Annotated in this window: 17 protein-coding genes and 2 pseudogenes; 14 read left to right on the top strand and 5 right to left on the bottom strand. The window is 48.7% G+C overall.

Features of this window, described 5'->3' with window-relative positions; all coding sequences use genetic code 11:
* Positions 1 to 65: 65 nt before the first annotated feature.
* From P3T48_RS07660 to P3T48_RS07595, 14 genes and pseudogenes are all read left to right on the top strand, one after another.
* Complete coding sequence (locus tag P3T48_RS07660) at positions 66 to 926, top strand: hypothetical protein (RefSeq protein WP_276506269.1); 861 nt, start codon at positions 66 to 68, stop codon at positions 924 to 926.
* An 18-nt stretch (positions 927 to 944) separates the two neighbouring features.
* Positions 945 to 1,325, top strand: a complete 381-nt coding sequence (locus tag P3T48_RS07655; protein ID WP_276506268.1) for a GntR family transcriptional regulator — start codon at positions 945 to 947, stop codon at positions 1,323 to 1,325.
* Positions 1,326 to 1,370: 45 nt separating this feature from the next.
* Positions 1,371 to 2,246 (top strand): GIN domain-containing protein, encoded by an 876-nt coding sequence (locus P3T48_RS07650; RefSeq protein WP_276506267.1) that lies wholly within the window; start codon positions 1,371 to 1,373, stop codon positions 2,244 to 2,246.
* 20 nt (positions 2,247 to 2,266) lie between these two features.
* Complete coding sequence (locus P3T48_RS07645; RefSeq protein ID WP_276506266.1) at positions 2,267 to 2,977, top strand: ABC transporter ATP-binding protein; 711 nt, start codon at positions 2,267 to 2,269, stop codon at positions 2,975 to 2,977.
* A gap of 95 nt (positions 2,978 to 3,072) precedes the next feature.
* Entirely contained in the window at positions 3,073 to 4,356 is a 1,284-nt protein-coding gene (locus P3T48_RS07640) for an ABC transporter permease (protein WP_276506265.1), read from the top strand.
* 57 nt (positions 4,357 to 4,413) lie between these two features.
* On the top strand, positions 4,414 to 5,661 hold the full coding sequence (locus P3T48_RS07635) for an ABC transporter permease (protein ID WP_276506264.1): 1,248 nt from the start codon (positions 4,414 to 4,416) through the stop codon (positions 5,659 to 5,661).
* A 55-nt stretch (positions 5,662 to 5,716) separates the two neighbouring features.
* The gene (locus P3T48_RS07630) at positions 5,717 to 6,832 is read left to right on the top strand and encodes an efflux RND transporter periplasmic adaptor subunit (RefSeq protein ID WP_276506263.1); all 1,116 of its coding nucleotides are present in this window, start codon (positions 5,717 to 5,719) and stop codon (positions 6,830 to 6,832) included.
* A gap of 19 nt (positions 6,833 to 6,851) precedes the next feature.
* Complete coding sequence (locus P3T48_RS07625) at positions 6,852 to 8,189, top strand: TolC family protein (protein ID WP_346429599.1); 1,338 nt, start codon at positions 6,852 to 6,854, stop codon at positions 8,187 to 8,189.
* A 178-nt stretch (positions 8,190 to 8,367) separates the two neighbouring features.
* Entirely contained in the window at positions 8,368 to 9,633 is a 1,266-nt protein-coding gene (locus P3T48_RS07620) for a peptidase U32 family protein (protein WP_217758196.1), read from the top strand.
* Entirely contained in the window at positions 9,633 to 10,070 is a 438-nt protein-coding gene (locus tag P3T48_RS07615; protein ID WP_217758197.1) for a SufE family protein, read from the top strand. Before P3T48_RS07620 ends, P3T48_RS07615 begins: the two co-directional genes overlap by 1 nt.
* Positions 10,063 to 10,605 carry an RNA methyltransferase gene (locus tag P3T48_RS07610; RefSeq protein ID WP_276506262.1) on the top strand — a complete coding sequence of 181 codons (543 nt, stop codon included), beginning with the start codon at positions 10,063 to 10,065 and terminating at the stop codon, positions 10,603 to 10,605. The genes P3T48_RS07615 and P3T48_RS07610 overlap by 8 nt, the downstream gene beginning before the upstream one ends.
* Before the next feature lie 34 nt (positions 10,606 to 10,639).
* Complete coding sequence (locus P3T48_RS07605; protein ID WP_276506261.1) at positions 10,640 to 12,484, top strand: sulfatase-like hydrolase/transferase; 1,845 nt, start codon at positions 10,640 to 10,642, stop codon at positions 12,482 to 12,484.
* A 12-nt stretch (positions 12,485 to 12,496) separates the two neighbouring features.
* Positions 12,497 to 12,604: pseudogene (locus P3T48_RS07600) on the top strand (type IX secretion system ring subunit PorN/GldN); the annotation flags it as partial.
* A pseudogene (locus tag P3T48_RS07595) lies at positions 12,598 to 13,095 on the top strand (porin family protein); the annotation flags it as partial. The pseudogenes P3T48_RS07600 and P3T48_RS07595, both read left to right, overlap by 7 nt.
* A 109-nt stretch (positions 13,096 to 13,204) precedes the next feature.
* On the opposite strand, the gene P3T48_RS07590 reads toward P3T48_RS07595, so the two are convergent.
* The 5 genes from P3T48_RS07590 to P3T48_RS07570 all read right to left on the bottom strand — a co-directional run bounded on the left by P3T48_RS07590 (position 13,205) and on the right by P3T48_RS07570 (position 21,884).
* The gene (locus P3T48_RS07590) at positions 13,205 to 15,163 is read right to left on the bottom strand and encodes a DUF2961 domain-containing protein (RefSeq protein ID WP_276506260.1); all 1,959 of its coding nucleotides are present in this window, start codon (positions 15,161 to 15,163) and stop codon (positions 13,205 to 13,207) included.
* 23 nt (positions 15,164 to 15,186) lie between these two features.
* The gene (locus P3T48_RS07585) at positions 15,187 to 15,789 is read right to left on the bottom strand and encodes a class I mannose-6-phosphate isomerase (protein ID WP_276506259.1); all 603 of its coding nucleotides are present in this window, start codon (positions 15,787 to 15,789) and stop codon (positions 15,187 to 15,189) included.
* Between the two features lie 211 nt (positions 15,790 to 16,000).
* Complete coding sequence (locus P3T48_RS07580) at positions 16,001 to 17,932, bottom strand: sialate O-acetylesterase (RefSeq protein ID WP_276506258.1); 1,932 nt, start codon at positions 17,930 to 17,932, stop codon at positions 16,001 to 16,003.
* Positions 17,929 to 20,514 carry an alpha-L-rhamnosidase gene (locus P3T48_RS07575; protein ID WP_276506257.1) on the bottom strand — a complete coding sequence of 862 codons (2,586 nt, stop codon included), beginning with the start codon at positions 20,512 to 20,514 and terminating at the stop codon, positions 17,929 to 17,931. The genes P3T48_RS07580 and P3T48_RS07575 overlap by 4 nt, the downstream gene beginning before the upstream one ends.
* Positions 20,511 to 21,884 (bottom strand): MFS transporter, encoded by a 1,374-nt coding sequence (locus P3T48_RS07570; RefSeq protein WP_276506256.1) that lies wholly within the window; start codon positions 21,882 to 21,884, stop codon positions 20,511 to 20,513. The genes P3T48_RS07575 and P3T48_RS07570 overlap by 4 nt, the downstream gene beginning before the upstream one ends.
* Positions 21,885 to 21,891 lie beyond the last annotated feature (7 nt).

The following is a 21,891-nucleotide window of genomic DNA, read 5'->3' as shown; positions in this document are numbered from 1 at the left end:
TTCTATTTTCATTTTCAAATTACTATAACTTCTGAACTTGCAAAAGTTCAAAAAAAGACAATATTATGAATAAGGTTTTAGATTTTCATCGTTTGGCAATGGTTTTGCGTTGGGACGCATTATCCAACTGGAAGAAATATGTGCGCAGCACCCTGGGATTGGCTTTTGTATTTTCCTTTATCTGTATTTTTTATCAGTTTAATTGGCGAAGCAATGGTTATGTTACATATAATGATGTGAAGGACTTATACTTGGGAAATGTTTCTGGTTTGTTCATGTTTATCAGTTTCATTATTTTCTTTTTCTGTGGGTCAAGAATCTTCATTAACATGAAGACCAAGGCTTCCCGCTCTTTGTTCTTGATGCTGCCAGCCACCAATATGGAGAAGTTTATTTCCCGTTTGCTGTACACCGTTTTAGGAACATCCTTGATGATTGTCGCTTCGTGGATAATAGCCGACATCATTCAGTTTGTGTTCAGTCTCTTTCTTACTCCAGGCATGCAGGGTTCTCTCGTAGGCACGGTTTTTGAAGAGTTGTTCTTGAAAAATAATTTCGATAGCTCCCACTTTGTAGTGCGCAATGGCACCAGCGTGTTGGGACAGACTTTCCCTGTGGGTACGTTTTTGTTATCGTTGACGATCTTTACCCATTCCTTCTTTACTTTGGGAGGCACTGTTTTCCGTAAGTCTGCCACCTTGCTGACCATTTGCTCCAGTTTCATTCTGATGTTTCTGACTGCATTGATATCTTCCTTCGTGGATGCAGATGTACTGCGTCATCTCGTCCAATCCATGGAACCTAACACTTTCGGATGGCTTATGGTGATGGTTCTTCTGCTTTTGTCGGCATTCAATTACTGGGCAGCCTACAAGCTCTTCACTCATATGCAGATTATCAACAACAAGTGGTTTAACATATTGTAAAACAATAAAAAACAAACTATGGATTTCAGCAACGACAAGGCGATATACATACAGATAGCCGAACGATTGTGCGACGAGATACTGGCAGGTAAATATCGAGAAGACGAGCGTGTGCCAAGTGTGCGTGAATATGCAGTCTTGCTCGAGGTAAACACCAATACCACAGTCAAATCGTACGACCAGTTGGCTTCAGAAGGCATCATCTACAACAAACGAGGGCTGGGCTATTTCGTATCATCAGGAGCCAAGCGACAGATCAAGAAGACTCGCAAGCAGGAGTTTATGAAAGAACGCCTGCCCGAGTTGGCCCGCCAAATGGTTTTGCTCGACATTTCACTCGATGAGGTGAAGGAAGCCTTGCAGAGTAAACTCGATGAGATAGATGTAATGCTGCAATAGAAGTTTTTTAACCCCCATAAATACATGAAGAAAATGAAAACAAAAATGATAATAACAGCACTGTTTGCTACACTGAGTTTCACCAGTTGTGTCAATCTTGTGGGCAAGCAGAATGTTCCACAACAAGTAAAAAATCTGGATAACGAGAAAGTCATCAAGCAGTCGTTCGCCTTAAAAAACTTTCATGCCATCAGCAATGCGATAGGTATTGATGTTTACTATACGCAGTCGGCTGCCTATAGTGTTTCAGTGGAAGGCACCGAGCAATGTATAGCACAGGCCAAACTTGAGGTTACCGATGGAGTACTGAATATCATGAACAGATATGCCCATTTCTACAATACTTCCTCTTATAGTCTTAAAGTTTATATCAGTGCTCCCTCTATCGACCAAATCAGCAACAATGGAGCTTTAGATTTCTATGGCGACATCAATCAGAGTAAGTCTTTGGCGATTTCCAACCAAGGTTCGTTCGATTACGACAAGGGAACAGTGAGGGCTGGCTATGTATCTATTGACAATAATGGTTCTTTAGATATTGATAATCCTATGCAGATTACAGATTCTCTTCGAATCAACAATTATGGTTCACTGGATATCAATAACGACATGAATATAGCAGGTTCTGTACATATCAACAATAATGGTTCTTTCGATATTGATAAAATGATGCATATTACAGGTTCTGCCTTTATCAATAATTATGGTTCATTTGACGGCAGTTTTGGTCTTAAGGGAAGAGACTTCGAGGTTTCCAATTATGGCAGTTTCGACTCACATCTTACTGCCGATTGTGACCACATCAAAGTTAATTCGTTTGGATCTACCGATATGGATATAACGGGTACAACGAAGCAAATAAGTATCAATGACAAGGGAGCGACCGACATTGATACTACTCAACTCAAAGTGCTCAAATAAATATTAAACCATTCAAGACAATGATTCACTTAAAAGACGTCAATAAGACCTATCAGGGTGCACAGCCCCTGCATGTGCTGAAAGGTATCAGTCTCGACATAGAGCGTGGCGAGTTTGTGAGTATCATGGGTGCATCGGGTTCAGGAAAGTCTACCCTGCTCAACATATTGGGTATACTCGATAATTACGATTCGGGTGAGTACCGTCTGAATGATGTGATTATCAAAGACTTGAGCGAGACTCGGGCTGCTGAATATCGCAACAAAATGATAGGATTCATCTTTCAGTCGTTCAATCTCATCTCGTTCAAGACAGCAGTAGAAAATGTAGAATTGCCATTATTTTACCAGGGAGTGGGTCGCCGTAAGCGCCATGAGTTGGCTATGCAGTATCTCGACAAGTTAGGCTTGGCGCAATGGGCGAACCACTACCCTAACGAGATGTCGGGTGGACAGAAGCAGCGTGTGGCCATAGCCCGTGCCCTCATTACCAAACCACAGATTATCCTTGCCGATGAACCTACCGGTGCACTCGATTCCAAGACAAGTGTCGAGGTGATGGACCTGCTGAAGGAACTGCACCAGAAAGAAGGCATGACCATTGTGGTGGTGACTCATGAAAGCGGTGTGGCCAACGAGACCGACAAGGTAATACATATCAAGGATGGACTCATAGGAAGTATAGAGGACAACTGGGATCATCATCTTGTGTCGAAAGACTACGTCAAGTAAGTGAAGAACGAAGAGTAAAGAGTAAAGAGAGAAGAATTCTAATGACTTCCTCGTATAGTTCTTCGGCTTTACTAACTTATAAATAATTAATGCAAATGAAATTTTCATCCTTCACCTTTCACTCCTCACTCCTGTCAGAGATATGGAGTACGTCGAAGCGCAACAAGCTTCGTACATCGCTTACAGGCTTTGCCGTGGCATGGGGCATCTTTATGCTCATCTTCCTCTTGGGAGCAGGCAATGGGCTCATCAACGCCCAGTTGCAGCAGAGTGACCGATTTCTGGCCAACTCAATGGTAGTATATGGACAGAACACTTCGAAGGCCTATAATGGTCTGAAAGAAGGAAGACCTATCGATCTCAACGACAAGGATATGCTCATCACCGATCATGTCTATGCACATCAGGTAGGCGATGTGGGCGGACAGCTGCAGCAATATAGTGTGAATATCAATTATGGCGACAACTATATAGCCGACCAGACGCTGACAGGTGTTTATCCTTCCCATACCAAAATCAACAAAATAGAGATGCTGAAAGGGCGATTCATCAATCAAATAGATATGCAGCAGCGCAGAAAGGTGGTTGTGATGAGTCGTAGTCAGGCCAAGGAACTGGTAAAAGACTATCGGTTGCTTGTAGGCAAGAATGTCAAGTTGGGTGACCTTTCCTTCAAGGTGGTAGGAATCTACAAGGACGATGAGACGCGACAGAATAACGAGGCATTCACCTCTTTCTATACCGTCAAGACCATTTATGCCAAGGGCGACAAGGCTGGCGACATTGAGTTTACACTCAAGAATATGAAGAGTGAGGAAGACAATCAGGCCTTTGAGAAAAATTATCGTGCCAGCATCAACAAGAACCATCAGGCAGCTCCTGATGACGAGCGAAGTCTATGGCTGTGGAACCGCTATTTGGACAATATACAGATGAATCAGGGTATCGCCATCATCCAGTCTGCCCTCTGGATAATAGGACTCTTTACCCTACTGAGCGGCATCGTGGGCGTGAGCAACATTATGCTCATCACCGTAAAGGAACGGACCCGCGAATTTGGTGTGCGCAAGGCCATAGGAGCCAAACCTTGGTCAATATTGAAGCTCATCATCACCGAGAGTATCATCATCACTTCGTTCTTTGGATATATAGGTATGGTGTGTGGCGTGGCAGCCAATGAGCTGATGGACAAAACCATAGGTCATACTACCGTAGATACGGGACTTTTCAAAGCAGCCATGTTTGTCAACCCCACAGTGGGTATAGGTACTTGTATCGGAGCCACCATCACCATCGTGATAGCAGGAACCATTGCCGGACTCATACCTGCTATCAAGGCAGCTAAAATACGTCCTATAGAGGCGTTGAGAGCGGAATAGTCATTTAATGTTTAATGTGAAGTGTTTAATTTTTAATTAGGCTTACACCTTTAATATATGCGTTTCGATTTAGATACATATAAGGAGATTCTCGACACCATCACGAGAAACAAGAGCCGTAGTCTCTTGACAGGTTTCGGTGTGTTCTGGGGTGTGTTCATGCTCATTGTCCTGATGGGAGGTGGACAGGGACTGAAGGAGTTGCTGCAAGCTAACTTCTCTGGATTTGCCACCAATACCGCAGTAATATGGGCACAGAATACCACCAAACCTTATAAAGGATTCAATAAAGGACGTTCCTGGCAGATGGAGGAAAAAGACCTGGAACGACTGCGCCAGCGGATGCCTGAACTCGATGTCATCACCCCGCTCCTCTTCGGAGGAAGAAAAAATGTTGTCTTTGCCGACAAGAGTTTCAGTGGCAGCGCACAGGGCGTCAATTCTGATTATGCAAAAGTCTCTGTTCCAAAGATGTTTTATGGCAGATACATCAACGATATGGATGTGCGCCAGCAGCGCAAGGTATGTGTCATTGGAAAACAGATCTATAAGAATCTCTTCCCAGGTGGCGGCGACCCATGTGGCAAGACGGTCAGGGTGGATTCCACCTACTATACCGTAGTGGGAGTAGACTACCGTTCGGGCAATGGAGTGAACCTTGGAGGACAGGCCGACGAGACTATCACCCTACCCCTGTCTGTCTTGCGTACAGCCTATAATCGTGGTACAGCTGTCGATATCATAGCCGTAACGGGCAATAAAGGTGTTGTGATGAGCAAGTTGTCGCAGCGTATGCGCGAAACCATTGCACGTGCCCACTCCATTGATCCTACTGACGAAAAAGGACTCATGGTGTTCAATACCGAGGTACTCTTCCAGATGCTCGACAACCTGTTTAATGGAGTCAACTTCCTCATCTGGTTGGTAGGCATAGGCACCCTGTTGGCCGGAGCTATCGGTGTGAGCAACATCATGATGGTAACGGTAAAGGAACGCACCACCGAGATAGGAATCCGGCGTGCCATCGGCGCCACTCCCAGGATGATACTGTCACAAATCATCTCGGAGAGTATTATCCTGACCCTTGTAGCAGGTATGAGTGGCATTATCTTCGGTGTGGCAATCCTGCAGCTGATAGAATTGGCCAATACCACAGACGGTATTTTGGCAGCCCACTTCCAGGTCAACTTCTGGACGGCCATCTTCTCTGCCCTGCTCATCAGTCTCCTTGGAGGTTTGGCAGGACTGGCACCCGCCTGGCGAGCCATGAGTATCAAACCCGTAGATGCTATGCGTGATGAATAAACTATCCAGCTAAAGTTCAATAAGTTACATCATGAAAATATAAAAAAACAACGATATGAAAAAGTATTCCAAACTGATTGTAGCGGCCATTGTCGCCTTGATTTTTGTAGGAACATTCGTCTTCCTGTATCAGAAATCTCAACCCAAAGCTACCGAGTATAGCGAGTTTGTACCTAAGATGGGTGATGTGTTGAAAACCACCGTCATAACAGGTAAGATAGAACCACGCAACGAGGTAAGCGTAAAGCCACAGATAAGCGGTATTATTACCGAGATTTGCAAGGAGGCTGGCGACTATGTGCAGGCTGGCGAGGTGATAGCCAAGGTAAAGGTGATTCCCGATATGGGACAGCTTAGCAGCGCTCAGGCTCGTGTGCGCCTGGCTGAAATCAATCTGAAGCAGGCACAGGTAGACTTCGGACGTGAGGACAACCTGTATAAGAAGCAGTTGGTAAGCGCCGACGAGTTCGACAAGGTAAAGCAGGCTCTCAAGCAGGCACGCGAGGAAAAGGTGGCTGCCGAAGATGCTCTCGAAGTTGTACGTGATGGTTTGTCGAAGAGTAATGCCAATGCCTCTTCTACCCTCATACGTTCCACTATCTCGGGTATTATTCTCGATATTCCTGTCAAGGTGGGCAACTCGGTCATTCTTTCCAATACCTTCAATGACGGTACTACCATAGCCAGTGTGGCAAATATGAACGACCTTATCTTCCGTGGCAACATCGACGAGACAGAGGTGGGAAATCTTGTTATAGGAATGCCGATGAAGATTACCATTGGTGCCATGCAGGATCTTAAGTTTGATGCCGACTTGGAGTATATTTCTCCTAAGGCTGTAGAGAACAATGGTGCCAACCAGTTTGAGGTGAAGGCTGCTGTTCGTTCTGTCAAGGGTGGCAAGATTCGCTCTGGCTATAGTGCCAATGCAGAGATAGTTCTGGCCAAGGCCTTGAATGTTGTTACCGTGCCCGAGAGTGCCATCGAGTTTAGTGGCGACAGTACCTTTGTATATATTGTCAAGGGTAGTGGTGAGAAGAAAACCTATGAGCGCAAGCAGGTGGTGACAGGACTGAGCGACGGCGTGAATATTGAGATTAAGAAGGGCTTGTCGCTGAAAGACAGAGTGAGAGGTCCTGAGATTGTGGCAGACAACAAGGATGATGAATAAGCATACTAATAAATAAAGCATGAAAATGATGAATATCCGTTTTACTATATTGTCGGCAATGGCTTTCTTTGCTTTGGGCGAGGCTCAGGCACAGAAGGCATGGAGCCTTCGCCAGTGCATCGACTATGCTTTAGAGCACAATATCACGGTGAAGCAGATGCAGAACATACGCGAGCAGCAGGCTTTGCAGCTCAATACCAATAAGAACTCTCGCCTACCCGACCTCAATGCCTCGGTTGGCGAGAACATCTCCTTTGGTCGTGGACTGACGGCACAGAATACTTACGAAGACCGTACCACCAGTTCTACCTCTTTCTCATTGGGAACAACAGTCTCTCTCTTCGATGGCAACAAGACGACTCACAACATACGTCTTAGCAAACTCAATCTTGATGCAGCTGATGCCGACCTGAGTAAGGCACGCAACGATTTGAGTATGAATGTGGCCAAGGCATACATCGAGGCTCTTAATAATATGGAGATAGCCGATGTGGCTCGCCGACAGGTGAGTATCGACTCCATGCAAGTGGCTCGCCTGCAGACTATTGTAGAGAATGGTAAGGCAAGTGTGGCAGAACTCTCTCAGCAGAAAGCTGCTTTGGCGCAGAGCCAGCTTACGCTTACCACAGCCAGCAACAACTGCCAGCTCTCCCTACTCGACCTGTCGCAGTTGCTCGAACTCCCCTCGCCCGATGGCTTCTCTATCCTGCGCCCTGAGACCTCGCATATCAATCCCGAGTCTTATGTGCCTGCATCTCCCTCTGTCGTCTTTGCCGATGCCCTTGTGAGCAAACCCGAGATCAAAGCACAGGAGTTGCGTGTTAAGGGAGCCGACCATTCTGTTTTTATAGCCAAATCGGCTTATTATCCTCAACTGGCGTTCAATGCAGGGCTGGGCAGCAACTACTACAAGACGAGTGGTTTTGATGCCGAATCGTTTGGCAAGCAACTTAAAAACAATTTCAGCCAGTATCTTGGTTTGAGTCTCAACGTGCCTATCTTCAATCGTTTCTCCACCCGCAACAGTGTGCGTTCAGCCCGTATAGACCGTGACAATCAGGTACTTAAGTTAGAGGATGCCAAGAAATCTCTTTATAAGGAGATTCAGCAGGTGTACTACAATGCCATAGCTGCCGAGTCGCGCTATGTGAGCAGCCGACAGGCTGTGGCAAGCAATGAGGATGCCTTCCGGCTTACTCAGGGAAAGTACGAGAATGGTAAGGCCAGCATTACTGAGTTTAATGAGGCTAAAAACAATCTCCTCAAGGCACAGAGCGACATGGTGCAAGCCAAGTATGAGTCGCTCTATCAGAACAGTCTTCTCGACTTTTATCGTGGCAAGAGTCTTGACTTTTAGGTCAAGGCTCTTTGTCGTTTTATGGCTTTTGCTGCTAATCCTATCGACAGTTATAGGGGACTATTATCTTCTTACAAATGAGTTATAGAGCGAAAAGTTCATAAGATAATGAAACTCAAACTTGTGAACTTAGTTTTTTTTGCGTAACTTTGCAGCCGCAAAGTAATAAATGACATTTATGAATGATAAGATAAAAGAATTTGAGGTCATGGCACCAGTAGGCTCACGCGAGTCGTTGGCTGCTGCCATACAGGCTGGTGCAGACTCGGTATACTTCGGTATTGGCAAGTTGAATATGCGTTCACACTCTGCCAACCATTTTACCATCGACGACCTGCGCGAAATAGCAGCCACCTGCAATGAACACGGCATCAAGACATATCTGACGGTAAATACTGTGATATATGATGACGATATTGCTACGATGAAAGAAATCATTGATGCAGCCAAGGAGGCAGGCATCTCGGCTGTTATAGCCAGCGATGTGGCTGTCATGGCCTACTGTAATGAGGTAGGAGAGGAGGTACACCTTTCTACTCAGCTCAACATCTCAAACACCGAGGCACTGAAGTTCTATGCCCGTTTTGCTGATGTGTCGGTACTGGCACGCGAACTGAATATGGACCAGGTGAAGCATATCCATGAAGAGATAGAACGCCAGAACATCTGCGGCCCTATGGGCAAGAAAATCAGAATAGAGATGTTCTGTCATGGTGCTTTGTGCATGGCTGTATCGGGCAAGTGCTATATGAGTCTTGCCAATGCCAACCGTTCTGCCAACCGAGGAGAGTGTGTGCAGATATGTCGTCGAAGCTATACGGTTACAGACAATGAAACAGGCAATCAGCTCGAGATAGACAACAAGTATGTGATGAGTCCTAAAGATCTGAAGACCATACGTTTCATCGACCGTATGATGGATGCAGGTGTGCGTGTGTTCAAGATAGAGGGACGTGCACGTGGTGCAGAATATGTATATACCGTAGTGAAATGCTACAAGGAGGCTATAGCCTCTGTGCTCGACGGAACCTTTACTGAGGAGAAGAAGGATGCCTGGGACGAGAAGTTGGCTACTGTCTTCAATCGTGGTTTCTGGGACGGATATTACCAGGGACAGACTCTTGGCGAATGGAACAAGCACTATGGCTCTGTAGCTACTGAGAAGAAGGTGCTCGTGGGCAAAGTGATGAAATACTTCTCCAAGCTTGGTGTGGCAGAGGTGGCTATAGAGGCTTCTGAGATAGAGCAGGGACAGAAACTGCTCATTACGGGCAACACCACAGGTGTGATGTATCTCAATGCCGATGAGATACGCTATGAGCTGAAGCCTGTAGAGGTAGCCAAGCAGGGCTGGAGAGTATCTATCCCTGTGCCTGGCAAGGTGCGCCCTAATGACAAACTATACAAACTGATAACTGTAAACGAAATAAAGGAGATAAAATAATGGCGACAATCAATGAATTGCAGGACGAGGTAGTAGAGGAGTTTCAGGACTTTACCGACTGGATGGACAAGTATCAGATGCTCATAGACTTGGGCAACGAACTGGCTCCTCTCGACGAGAAATACAAGAACGAGCAGAACTTAATCGACGGCTGTCAGAGCCGTGTGTGGCTGCAATGTGACTATAAGGACGGTAAACTTGTCTTCACTGCCGACAGTGATGCGCTCATCGTAAAAGGCATTATAGCCCTTTTGATACGTGTATTGAGCGGTCATACTCCTTCTGAAATCATGGATGCCGACCTGTATTTTGTAGAGAAGATAGGTCTGAAAGATCACTTGAGTCCTACACGCAGCAACGGTCTCTTGGCCATGATCAAGCAGATACGTATGTACGCCTTGGCCTATAAAACAAAGGAAGCAGAGGGAAATGCGTAAGTTAAGAACGATAGAGATGAACCGCCTCACGCTGGAGGAGTTCAAGGAAGCAGAGAAACTGCCCCTGATAGTGGTTCTCGATGATGTACGCTCTTTGTATAATGTGGGAAGCGTGTTTCGCTCATGCGATGCTTTCCGTGTAGAGGGTGTTTATCTGTGCGGCATTACTGCCACGCCTCCTAATGCCGAGATACACAAGACAGCTCTTGGCGGAGAGGACAGCGTAGACTGGGAATACTTCAAGACCACTGAGGAAGCTGTGGAGAAATTGAAGGAGAAAGGCTATTTTGTATATAGTATCGAGCAGGTGGAAGGCTCCACCAAACTGCAGAATCTCCCTGATGCTCATAATACTTCACACTCTACAGGCTATGCCGTTATTTTCGGCAACGAGGTAAAAGGGGTGAAGCAGAATGTGGTAGACATGAGTGATGGTTGCCTTGAGATACCTCAGTTTGGCACCAAGCACTCGCTCAATGTCAGCGTTACGGCAGGAATCGTGGTATGGGAGTTTGCCAAACTCCTGAAGCTATAGACAAGTTTGGAAGAAAAAAGTTTTTTACCTAAATATGACTTATAAGAATCAATTGATAAATGGCCTGAAACAAGGATTTTTGTTTTATGCCTTTTCCACAATATTGATAGCTATTCAGTTTAGCTTCTACATCGTGGGTAGTCCCATCCTCGACTATATGGATTTAGAGGGATGGGTTTTCTTTGCAGCATCCTGTGTGAGCCATGCCTCGCAGTTTGCCTTGGTGCCTTATCTGTTGGGCTTCCTTGTGCTGTTATGCCGTTTTCCCAAGACAGCAAGGGTTGTGCAGATAGTGGGCGTGGTGCTGCTCTGTGTGCTCAACTATCTTAACTCTCAGGTTTATGCTATCTACCATTTCCATATCAATGGTTTTGTGTTGAGTATGGTTTTCGGTGAGGGAGCAGGAGAGATATTCAACTTCGATGCCTTGCTTTATCTTAAGGAAGCAGGACTATTTGCCATCGTTGCCGCCATTGTAGTGGGCGTTTGGTATCTGTCACATCGCGTGTGGCTGTTGAGGAAGAAAGCTTATGTCTGGTTGGTGGCAGGTATTTTCGTAGGCTGTACACTTTATGCTCATCTATGGCATATATATGCTGCATTCTATCAGCATCAGTCGGTTATGAAGAGTGCCACCTTGCTGCCTTATTATTTCCCTACTACCTCGAATGGTTTGTTGCTTAAGTGGGGCTGCAAACAGCCAAGAGGAGTGGGGCAGACCAGTGGTCGACAGAGTACAGACTTGCTGTATCCCGTACATCAGCTTGAGACGGTGGAACCCGATTCTCTGCCCAATATTGTGGTTATCTTGTTAGATTCATGGAATCGCAGGGCACTTACTCCAGAATGTATGCCTCATACCTATCAGTTTGCCGAACAGAATCAATGGTTTGCCAATCATGTGAGTGGCAGCAATGGTACGCGAAGTGGTGTGTTCTGCCTCTTCTTTGGTTTGTCGTGCTATTATTGGGAGAGTTTTGAGCCGGCTCGTGTCCAACCGTTGCTCATCCGCAGATTGCAAGCTCTGGGCTACGACATTCAGACTTATCCCAGTGCTACATGGGCAGACCCTCCTTTTGGAAGAGTTATCTTTGGAGGTGTGCCCGGCATACACACCGAGACCAAGGGCAAGACTGCCTTGGAGCGTGATACGAGAGTGGCCAATATGTTTATTGCCGATATGGAAGGCAGAAAGGACAAGAAAAAGCCTTTCTTCTCGTTCCTCTTCTTCGACCTACCCCATAGTTTTGAGTTGCCAGCCGACAAAAACAAACATTTCCAACCAGCATGGGCGTTTGCCGATTATACCAAGCTTAACAACGATATGGATCCAACTCCTTTCTGGAACCTGTATCGCAACACCTGCTATCAGGACGACTTGCTGTTGGGCAAGGTGTTTGAGGCTTTGAAGAAACAGGGACTTATGGATAATACCATCGTTGTGCTGACAGGCGACCATAGCCAGGAGTTCAATGAGAATCATCGCAACTACTGGGGGCATAACAGCAATTTCTCAGTTCATCAGATAGGAGTGCCAATGATATGGCATGTTCCTGGACAACAGGCACATAAGTACACACATCGTACTACTCATTATGACATGGTTCCTACGTTGATGAAGGAATATCTGGGTGTGAAGAATCCTACAGACGACTATTCTATGGGGCGGCTGATGACCGATAAGACTCCGCGTCTGTGGCATGTGGTGGGAAGCAATCTGAACTATGCTTTCATTATAGGGAAGGACAGTATTCTGGAGAAGACAGCCCAGGGGTCCCTCGATGTCTATGATGCCAAGATGAATCCTGTGAAAAACTATGTGTTGCCTGCCAAGCAGTTTGACAAGGCTATGAAGCAACTGAACCGCTTTTTCAAGTAACTCAATAAAAAAGGCGATGTGTCACAGTCTTACCCCTTGTTCTGGATCAGATATGATGACATAGCACCTTATCTGAGCAAACAGATTATAATGACAAGCAACCTTAACAACGCGGCCACAACGTTTCCGACATGTCAATAGACAAGAAAGTATTCGATTCTTCCAACCAGACCGGCTTTTTTATCGGTCCCACTCTTAAATTCTCACTTCCTCTTACAGGGCTTGGCATCGACATTGCAGCACTTTACGACCAACGTTCGGCCAAAGTAAGTGATGCAAAAGAGAACGATGGCAAGGAGACATTGAAGCAGCAAGCAATAAACATCCCCATAAACCTGCGCTATGGCATAGGGCTCGGCAGTCTGGCAAGCATTTATTTTGCAGCAGGCCCTCAGTTTGGTTTCAACGTTGGCGACAAGGACAAGAAGATTTTCGATGAAGCCACTTGGCAACTTAAGAAATCTACTTTCAGCGTAAACCTCGGGGCTGGTGTGTCGCTGATAAAGCACATAGAAATAGGCGCAAACTATAATATCGCCTGCGGGAAAACAGGCGAGGTTACATTTACCGACGGCGTAAAGCAAGCAATTAAAGGGCGCAACAGCGCATAGCAGATTTACGCTGCATACTATTTCTGATAAATACATTATCATATAAAGCAAAAAGACACCCCTTGCCACATCACGGCAAGGGGGCTTTTACGTACAGGCCATACAACATCTATCTGCCTTCCCTACTGTCAAACGAATAAACACGGTATGCCACATCTGTCCATGCCACATTGCCACCGACACTTTTCGGTACGATGCAAATGCTGATCGAACTCTTTCCTGTAGTATACCGCTCGGGTATTACAAAGCTATCGTCCAGCCACTGCATATGCGGGTTGCCGTCAGCATGATACCAGTTGCGCTCAACCACCCTTACACCATCGACATAGACTTCTGCCAGCTGACGTGGCTGCCTCTGATTGCTCATGCGCAGCAGGCGCACCCCGGCGTTGGCAGGATTTATGCTTACACGGAATGAAATTTCGGCACCTTCGCCATAAGACATGAAGCTATGTGTGAGCTGACGGCGGTTGTACGTTCCCTCATAGACCGATGTTGCAGTGGCAATACGGTGAGTTCCCTTTATGCGGCACTTATGGGCGCGGCGTGAACTGCCGTCAGCAACGACTATAGAGTCGGTAAGTGCCTCCCGCACATGGTCTTTGCCATAATAGAATATTGTACCTGCATGCTCAAGATATTGGTTATTGTACTCACCGCTCTCTATGTTAAAACTAATGTTGCTATTAAAGGGATAGCAGTCGAATATACACAGCCGCGTCATAGACCATGGGTTATCAGGCAAGCCGTCGTAACCCCCGAACGGATGCGCTTCGGGCGGTGTGGGAAAGCCCCAGCCGTAAGAGACATAGCTTTCCGAGCCGTCGCTCTGCACGCGTGGAGTTTGCTCATCGTCAATATAAACGTGGACATCGCCCTCACAGCTTATCACATTAGGGCGTTCCGCCCAGCATGTGACATGTGCCGCAACCATCTTGCCGCAACCGTCGGCATGCGCCACACGGCTGTCTTCGCCTTCCACATGCCTGCGTATATAATAAGGTGTGTTGCGGAAATATCCCGAAGCCTCATAAGGATAGTTGTTGGTACGATGCACTACTGTACCGCCGGCAAGCCCGAACGTGACAGTGCCGCGGTTGTGCAGACGCAAGGTAACACCCTGCCAGAAAGGCATGGGGAACGTGTTATACATCATGCCGCCCTCCGTCACGCCCATGAGCAGATACTCAACGGAGTTATAAGCAAGCGAGTTTCCAAAGAACGCACCGATGGGGCAAAGCACATCGGGCGTATCATGCCCGTCGAACGTTATCTCCATCCATACCGTCTGCATCGCTTCCGCATCAATCCTATCTGCAAACAGCCGTACAGCAGAAAGCACACCACTTCTATCCATACTCGCCAACAGGCACGCCTCTCCTGGCCGAAGTTCTGTGCGCCTTATTACGGTAGTATCTGACGGTAAGGTTACAGGCACGCTGAAACCATGCGATTTCAACTGCCTTATGTTTTCAAGGTTCTCTGTATATGCGGCAAGCGTGTCCGACTGCGGTGATGCGAACGTATGATACACGATGTGTCCCCATCCGCTTTCACCACGCATACGGTCATTGCCATAGAGGCGCACGTCGGTGGTAACCTTGCAACTCTTGTTGAAAGGCAGCGGCACAAAGCTGCGCGCCACACGTATTGGTCCGCGCCCGTTGTCGTAGGGACCAATATAACTGTCGGCAAGCGGCTTGCAGAAAGGGAACTTCAGTCCGATTTCAGACAGCCTTACCTCATACTGCGCCACCTTGCTGCCGTCGAGATAGAAGCGGAACAGCGGGTCGCTGCACGTGAGATAGCGGTGCTGCGTAAGGTTCTGTATACACCCGGGACCGTCCACGTCAAGGACCACCCACTCACGGTTGGCGTCCTCATAGAGGTACCAGTCCCAATCGGCATTGCCGCCCGTCTTGTCTATGCTTCCCTGATAGTGTATCTCCGTGCCCGCCGGAGCCAGCAGCGGAAGATTTCTCACAGCATTGCCAATAAGGCCGTCCTGCGCGGAAATGCCCTGCAATATGAGCAGTGACACCGCAGAGACGCAAATGTTTCTTTTCATAAAATCATATTTTTAAGACATCCTCACATAGTCGCCGTGAGGAACGTCGCGTTACCAAAAATATATAAAACATTCTCGCATGCCGCCACGAGCAGCGTCTCGCCGCGGCTGACACGCACGCCGTTGATGTTGGCTTCACCCCAAAGGCACATCACGACAACAAACGAGTCGGCATTGAAATCTATCTGTGCCGCCATCTGCACCACCACGCGGTTTACGTTGAAATAGGGGCAGTTTATGAGCTGCGACGTGGGTTTTGTAGAGTCGTAAGACGTGCGGTACTCGGGCCATACCCTGTAGGCTATGGCGTCGCGTGCCTCTGCAACGTGCAGTTCGCGCGGATTGTCGTGAGCGTCTTTCCTGCCGAAGTCGTACACGCGGTATGTTATGTCGCTCGTCTGCTGTATCTCGGCAAGGAAGTTGCTGGCGCCTATGGCGTGGAGACGCCCGGCCGGAAGGAAGAACAGGTCGCCCTGATGTGCCTCGTGGGTGGCTATGACATTCTGCATGGGCGAGCGTCCGCCAATGGGTTCCGCCGTAGCCATGCGCTCATAGTCTTCGGGCGTTATGCCCTTCTTCAGCCCTGCATATATCTTCGCCCCGACATCGCTCTCATGCCCCGGCACGCCGGATATCTCCCACGATTCTCCTATGTTGGGCTGCGCCGTATATATTCCCTTAAACGGCGCTATACGGTATCCGCCCCATATCGTTGTCTTCAGATATGGTTCAAACTTGTATGGTTTCATTGGTTTCTTATGCTTTAATTATGCAAAACGCCCTATTATTAAAGGTGTGTCAAAACATCCCGTTCTTTGTCTATGTATTCCGTGGACCTCATTCCTCCACGGCTTTCTCAAACGGTGCAGCAGGCAGTCCGGCGCTGTTGTATAGGTTGGCATCGTCAGGATTATCAGCCCAGGCATAGCGGACAGACTTTGGATTGTCGATGCCGGTACAGTCGAGCAGCACGGCATCGATTCCTGACGTCTCTGCCCTTACCCAGCGGTATTTGCCGTCTTTACCCGCAACGGCAAAGCCGCAGACATATCCGTAACGGCTCTTTGCCTTTAGTCCTCTGGCAACATTTTCAAACGTTACAAGCACGTTATCGCCATGCTTCACAGCTTTAAGCGGCTGCGGACTTTCACAGTATATGTCCGCCATGCCGTAGTCGTTGTGCAGGGCAAGGCACGCAAGACGATGACCCACCGTCTGCTTGTCACGCGGATGTATGTCATCGGCATCACCCACGTCTATTATCACAGCCTGTCCCGTATGCGGCAGACTGCGTGCCGAGTTCTGGGCATCGCGCAACACCGCCCAGTTGCTTGCCGAAGGATGCTCGTCTGAAGGCATGTAGTTGGCAAGTTGAACCCAGTAGAACGGCATGTCTGCACGGTTCCAACGGCTCCGCCAGTCGTTTATCATTGCCGGGAAAAGGCGGTAATACTCCTCTGCCCGCGGGGCGTTGTTCTCTCCCTGATACCACACGAAGCCACGTGCAGGATATCCGGCAATGGGAGCCACCATGGCATTGAACAGGCGGGAGGGAAAGGCGTTGGGACCGTCTTCCACGTATTCGAACGCCTCATTGTCAACGGCAATCTTGTATTTCCAGCCGTCGCCGAGTATGGACAGGCGTTCCTGACCTATCTGCAGGAAGAACAAGTCGCTTGAGCCGTAGCATCCGCCACCGGCATGGTTGTCGACAATTTTCACCGTAAGTTCATTCTTGCCAGCCTTCAACACGCCCGAGGGCACCGTGTAGCGGCGCTTTATGTCATAGCCCACGGTTGAGCCGACCTTAGTTCCGTTTATCCAAGTGACGTCGTCATCGTCTATCATTCCAAGACTAAGTATCGCCGGCTGTCCGGCAAGAGCCTCGGGGACGCTGAACTCCACCGTTGTCCACACCACGCCGTCAACACCCGAAAGGGCATCGTCGGTCCACAGCCCGGGCACACGCAGGGGTTTCCAGTCGCTCTTGGAGTACGAAGGAAGATACCACTGCTCCTTCTCACCCGGCTCATCGGCGATGGCTTTCAAGAACGCAGCCTCCACCTCCTTACCACGTGCGAGATAAGCCTCAAGCTCCTCCGAGCGCAGACGTGTCATGAGACGGCGGTATTTCGGGAAGGCATCTATCGTCTCCATGCTCATCCAGCTTTCTATGTCGGTACCTCCCCATGACGTGTTTATCAGTCCCACAGGGACGTTAAGACGTTCGGCAATCTCGCGGCAGAAGAGATATCCCACGGCAGAGAAGTTGCCGGCCGTCTGCGGAGAGCATATCTTCCAGTCGCCTTTCAGGTCATCCTTCGGAAAGCGCGCCATATCCTTCTGTACGTCGAACGAACGGATGTTGCCGTTTGTTGCTGAACGAATCTCCTCGTCAGCGTTGTTTATCGAACGGAGCATGAACTCCATGTTGGACTGTCCGCTGCATATCCACACCTCGCCCACAAGAACATCGTCAAGGGTTATTGTCTCTTTTTTCGAACTTACAGTCACAGTATACGGTCCGCCTGCCGGCAACGCGGGCAGCTGTACACTCCAGCGCCCGTCACGTGCGGCCTTGGCAGATGCGGTGTTTCCGGCTAAAGCCACCGTTACCCGCGCACCTTTGTCCGCCCAGCCCCAAAAGCGTATCTTCTCGTTGCGCTGCATTACCATGTGGTCTGACATTATCGCAGGAAGCCGCAACTGAGCCGTCGCAGGAAGCACGGCGGCAATCATCAGCAATATTATTCTTATTCTCCTTGTCATCTTGATTTTATATTAAATGTTTTACTTGCACCTCTTATTATATGCGCCTTGCCGTCGGGCAGCACAAGGTTTGCCGTCATCGCAGCAGGCACGCTTATCGTATATCTTATCACACCGCCGTCGCGTCGCCACGAGGTTTCAAGCCTGCCGTAATATGTCTCACGGCTCACCTCAAGGCTGTCAAGGTCTGCGGGAAAGTAGGGACGGACGTTGACGAGCCTGAACCCAGGTGCCGTCTCATCCGGCGTTATTCCGGCAAGCGACTTGAAGAGCCACGCTCCCACTTCTCCGAACATTATGTGGTTAAGCGAGTTGTCTATTACGACATCGGTCTTCCAGTTCTCATGGAGGGTGGTTGCACCTTGACTAATCCAATATCCCCACGACGGATATGTTTTCTGGCATACAACCTTGTAGGCGGTATCCGCATATCCGTTGTCGGACAGCGCACCTAACAGTGCCTTGCAGCCGTGCACTCCCACATCGAGATGAAAGCCGTCGGCAACAACGCGCTCATTAAGTTGCGAGGCAACTTTTGCACGAAGTGAGTCAGGAGCAATGCCCCAATACAGTGCCATGGAAAGTTCTGTCTGCGTGCCGCCGGCATACAAGCCTTTTCCGGCATCGAGAAAGCGGCGGTTTATCGCCGAGCGTATGTCATCGGCAAGACATGAATAATGAAGAGCGTCGGCATCTTTTCCAAGAAGTCTTGCCACCTTTGACATTATTACCGCATCGACATAATAGTAGACAGACGTGGTGTAACACAAGTCGCTCGTTGTCCTTACGGGTATCCAGTCGCCAAGCCCCCAGTCGGTAAGGTTGTCTTTGGCAACAGTCTCTATGTGGCGTACGTATCTGTCCATGCAGCCGTAATGGCGTTCAAGAAGCCTGCGGTCTCCATGCCAGCAATATATCTGCCATGGAATGATAACCGTGGCACTTGTCCAGTCTACACCGTTCGCCCAGTCGTATCCCCACTTGTCCGTCGGGATAATACATGGCAGTGTGCCGTCAGGACGCTGCTCGTCGCGGAAGTCAGCCAGCCACTTCTCATAAACGGTAACAACGTCATTGTATGCCATTCCCGTCTCAAGGGCGAGGTAGGCATCTGCCGTCCAGCCGTTCTTCTCACGCTGCGGACAGTCGGTAGGATAACCGAAGAGATTGCTGAGATAAGAATTCTGTGTCGCCTCAAGAAGCTTATTAAGATATTCAGATGACGAATGCCAATATCCGATGCGTGGCACATCGCTGTGCATCTCTTCGGCAACAAGACTCTCCCGGGTAAGTTCCAAAGGTGCGGAAGAGCTTACCTCGACATACTGAAAGCCTTTATAGCCAAACCGCGCTGCAAACCCGTCATCGCCACCGCTCAGCGTAACAACATCTGTCTGAAACGGGTCACTGTCATCAGTCGGGCGATAGTGATAGTCAATATTTTCCATGTTAACACGCCCGTCGGCATAAAGCATCTCACCATGTTTAAGCCTCACCACCGTACCGCGAGGTCCACGTACATGCAGGCGTGTGACACCGGCAATGTTCTTAGGAAAATGATAAACGGCAAGGGTATCGGACAGGCGGTCTATCTTATCCGCCTTGTAAACGGCGGTAAGCCTAATGGGATGCATGACCTGCGAAGATACGACACGTGCGGGACAGACGGTTTCGGTGACACCGTGCCACGACGACTCCTGCGGATACAAGCGGGCATCGTAATGCTCTGCCGTATATATGCTTGAGAAGACCGTGCTGCTTTCTGCCGTCTGCCAACTGCCGTCGGTCACCACATGCTCCTCCGTGCCGTCCTCATAGCGTATCAGCAGATTGGCAGCAAAGCGCGGACGGTTGCGCCACGATGCTTCGTGGAAGAACCACACCGCCGTTGACTGGTGATTGTACCACCCGTTGCCAAGCTCCACAGTAACAACGTTGCCGCCCTCGCGCATAAGTCCGGTAACATCGTGCATGACGGAGAGCACGCGCCGGTCAAAGCGCGTGAACATAGGGTCAAGGCGGTGGTTGCCAACTTTCCTTCCGTTAAGCATAATTTCGTGAAGACCTGCGGAAGCAACGGTGATAAACGCTTCTTTTACAGGTTTGGACACGTTTACCGTATGGCGGTACAATGCCAACGGGCGGTAAGCGGCATCGTTGCCGTCGGTAATCCACCTCGCACTGCCCAGCGGCAGGTTTGTAACAAAGCTTGCAACTGTGGAACCGCGCTTTCCGAAGAATACGCGCCAGTAATATCTGCGTGCAGGAGCCGGATTAAAGTCATCAACGGCAAACTCCTGCGTACCCGGGGCGAGCTCGTATACACGCATACGGTCCGAATGCCCGGGCTTTGTTCCGTATACGGCTCTGGCCACGGCAAGACTGTCTTCCGACATGACGACACGTATCTTGTCTTTCAATCCCGGCAAGGTCCAGCTTAGACGTGGATGAGCCGCATCCACGCCTACAGGATTTGTCATATACTCGCAACGCAGGTTGTCAGTACCGGCATGCAACGCAAGCGAGAACATCACGGCACAGGCTGCCGGGACAATCTTAAGATATAATGCAAATCTTTTCATTTCTGATATCCGTTGTCTGTCCTTGGCTTCTTTCCCAAAGGATAAGCCAAGAGTATAACTATTTCAAGAACTGCCACGGCTGCCGGTATATAGCTCATGACAAGACGTATGCCAAGCATGGCGGTGTCGCTCTGCTGCGGAGCGTTGGGCACAAGGCCGAAGGCTGCAAGTATCCAAAGCACTGCCGCACCGGCAACCGCACCGCCGAACTTCTGTGCCATGGAACCGGAAGAGAATATCAGACCTGTCGATGAAGTGCCGTGCTTTTTGGAAGAATAGTCGGCAACGTCTGCATACATCGACCATACAAGCGGAGATACGATACCAGTAAGTATGCTTATTAACACCTGAAGGATGAGTATTGCAAAGAAACCAGCATTGGTCATCGGAACATAAAAGAACGCCACAGACAGCAATGCCAGCAATGCAGCCGAGACAATGAAAGTATTTCGCTTACCAAGCCGGAATGACATCGGCACGGCAAGCACCACACCAATCATATTGCACACCTCTCCCACGGCAAGGAAGATGCCCGCAAAGAACAGGAAAGACGTGAAACCGAGGTCTATATGAGCCGTTTCACCTATATAGTATTTAAAGTAATATGCTGCAACCGAACCGCGAAGCGTACAGAAAAGATTTGTACAAAGAGCCGCCGAGGTAATCAGCCACCATGGAAAATTTGAGGCAAGTGCCTTAAGGTCTTCCCATACAGAACCGGTCTTGGGCGGCCGTACATGCTCGCGCGTCATCCGGAAACAGAGCAGGAAGAGGATAAGGGTTGCCGCAGAGATTATAACCATGGCATACTGCCAGCCATGCTGCAAGGCAATAAGCGGAGTATCTCCACCGCACAAATCCGTAAAGAACTTTACCAAAGGCTCCCATGCAAAGACTGCAACGAACGAGCCGGCATAGGCAAAGAACATCCGGTAACTTGAAAAGACCGTCTTCTCATCTGAATTATCCGTAACCACACCGAGCATAGAGCCATAGGGCACATTGATTGCGGTATAGACTGTCATCATAAGCATATATGTGAAGTAAGCCCAGGCCAAACGCCCTGTCTCGCCACACTGCGGGGTTATAAACAACAGGCATCCTGCAACTGCAAACGGAACAGCCATCCACAACAGCCAAGGACGGTACTTGCCCCATCTTGTATCGGTGCGGTCGGCAATGATGCCCATCACCGGATCGGAGACGGTATCCCATATACGTGTCACAAGCATCAGCACTGCCGTTGCCCCGAGACTAAGCCCGAAGACGTCACTGTAAAAGATAGGAAGATAATAGCTGAATATTTTCCAGAACATGGATGACGACATGTCGCCAAGCCCATATCCGATTTTCTCTTTTAACGTAGCCATATATTAT

Source organism: Segatella intestinalis (genome assembly GCF_029348455.1).
Taxonomy (GTDB): domain Bacteria; phylum Bacteroidota; class Bacteroidia; order Bacteroidales; family Bacteroidaceae; genus Prevotella.
Note: the sequence above shows the minus strand (reverse complement) of the source record. Positions and strands in the feature narration are given on the sequence as shown.

Coding starts and splice junctions, on each gene's coding strand:
- P3T48_RS07660 (WP_276506269.1), top strand. CDS start 66: ATGAATAAGGTTTTAGATTTTCATCGTTTGGCAATGGTTTTGCGTTGG.
- P3T48_RS07655 (WP_276506268.1), top strand. CDS start 945: ATGGATTTCAGCAACGACAAGGCGATATACATACAGATAGCCGAACGA.
- P3T48_RS07650 (WP_276506267.1), top strand. CDS start 1,371: ATGATAATAACAGCACTGTTTGCTACACTGAGTTTCACCAGTTGTGTC.
- P3T48_RS07645 (WP_276506266.1), top strand. CDS start 2,267: ATGATTCACTTAAAAGACGTCAATAAGACCTATCAGGGTGCACAGCCC.
- P3T48_RS07640 (WP_276506265.1), top strand. CDS start 3,073: ATGAAATTTTCATCCTTCACCTTTCACTCCTCACTCCTGTCAGAGATA.
- P3T48_RS07635 (WP_276506264.1), top strand. CDS start 4,414: ATGCGTTTCGATTTAGATACATATAAGGAGATTCTCGACACCATCACG.
- P3T48_RS07630 (WP_276506263.1), top strand. CDS start 5,717: ATGAAAAAGTATTCCAAACTGATTGTAGCGGCCATTGTCGCCTTGATT.
- P3T48_RS07625 (WP_346429599.1), top strand. CDS start 6,852: ATGAAAATGATGAATATCCGTTTTACTATATTGTCGGCAATGGCTTTC.
- P3T48_RS07620 (WP_217758196.1), top strand. CDS start 8,368: ATGAATGATAAGATAAAAGAATTTGAGGTCATGGCACCAGTAGGCTCA.
- P3T48_RS07615 (WP_217758197.1), top strand. CDS start 9,633: ATGGCGACAATCAATGAATTGCAGGACGAGGTAGTAGAGGAGTTTCAG.
- P3T48_RS07610 (WP_276506262.1), top strand. CDS start 10,063: ATGCGTAAGTTAAGAACGATAGAGATGAACCGCCTCACGCTGGAGGAG.
- P3T48_RS07605 (WP_276506261.1), top strand. CDS start 10,640: ATGACTTATAAGAATCAATTGATAAATGGCCTGAAACAAGGATTTTTG.
- P3T48_RS07590 (WP_276506260.1), bottom strand. CDS start 15,163: ATGAAAAGAAACATTTGCGTCTCTGCGGTGTCACTGCTCATATTGCAG.
- P3T48_RS07580 (WP_276506258.1), bottom strand. CDS start 17,932: ATGACAAGGAGAATAAGAATAATATTGCTGATGATTGCCGCCGTGCTT.
- P3T48_RS07575 (WP_276506257.1), bottom strand. CDS start 20,514: ATGAAAAGATTTGCATTATATCTTAAGATTGTCCCGGCAGCCTGTGCC.
- P3T48_RS07570 (WP_276506256.1), bottom strand. CDS start 21,884: ATGGCTACGTTAAAAGAGAAAATCGGATATGGGCTTGGCGACATGTCG.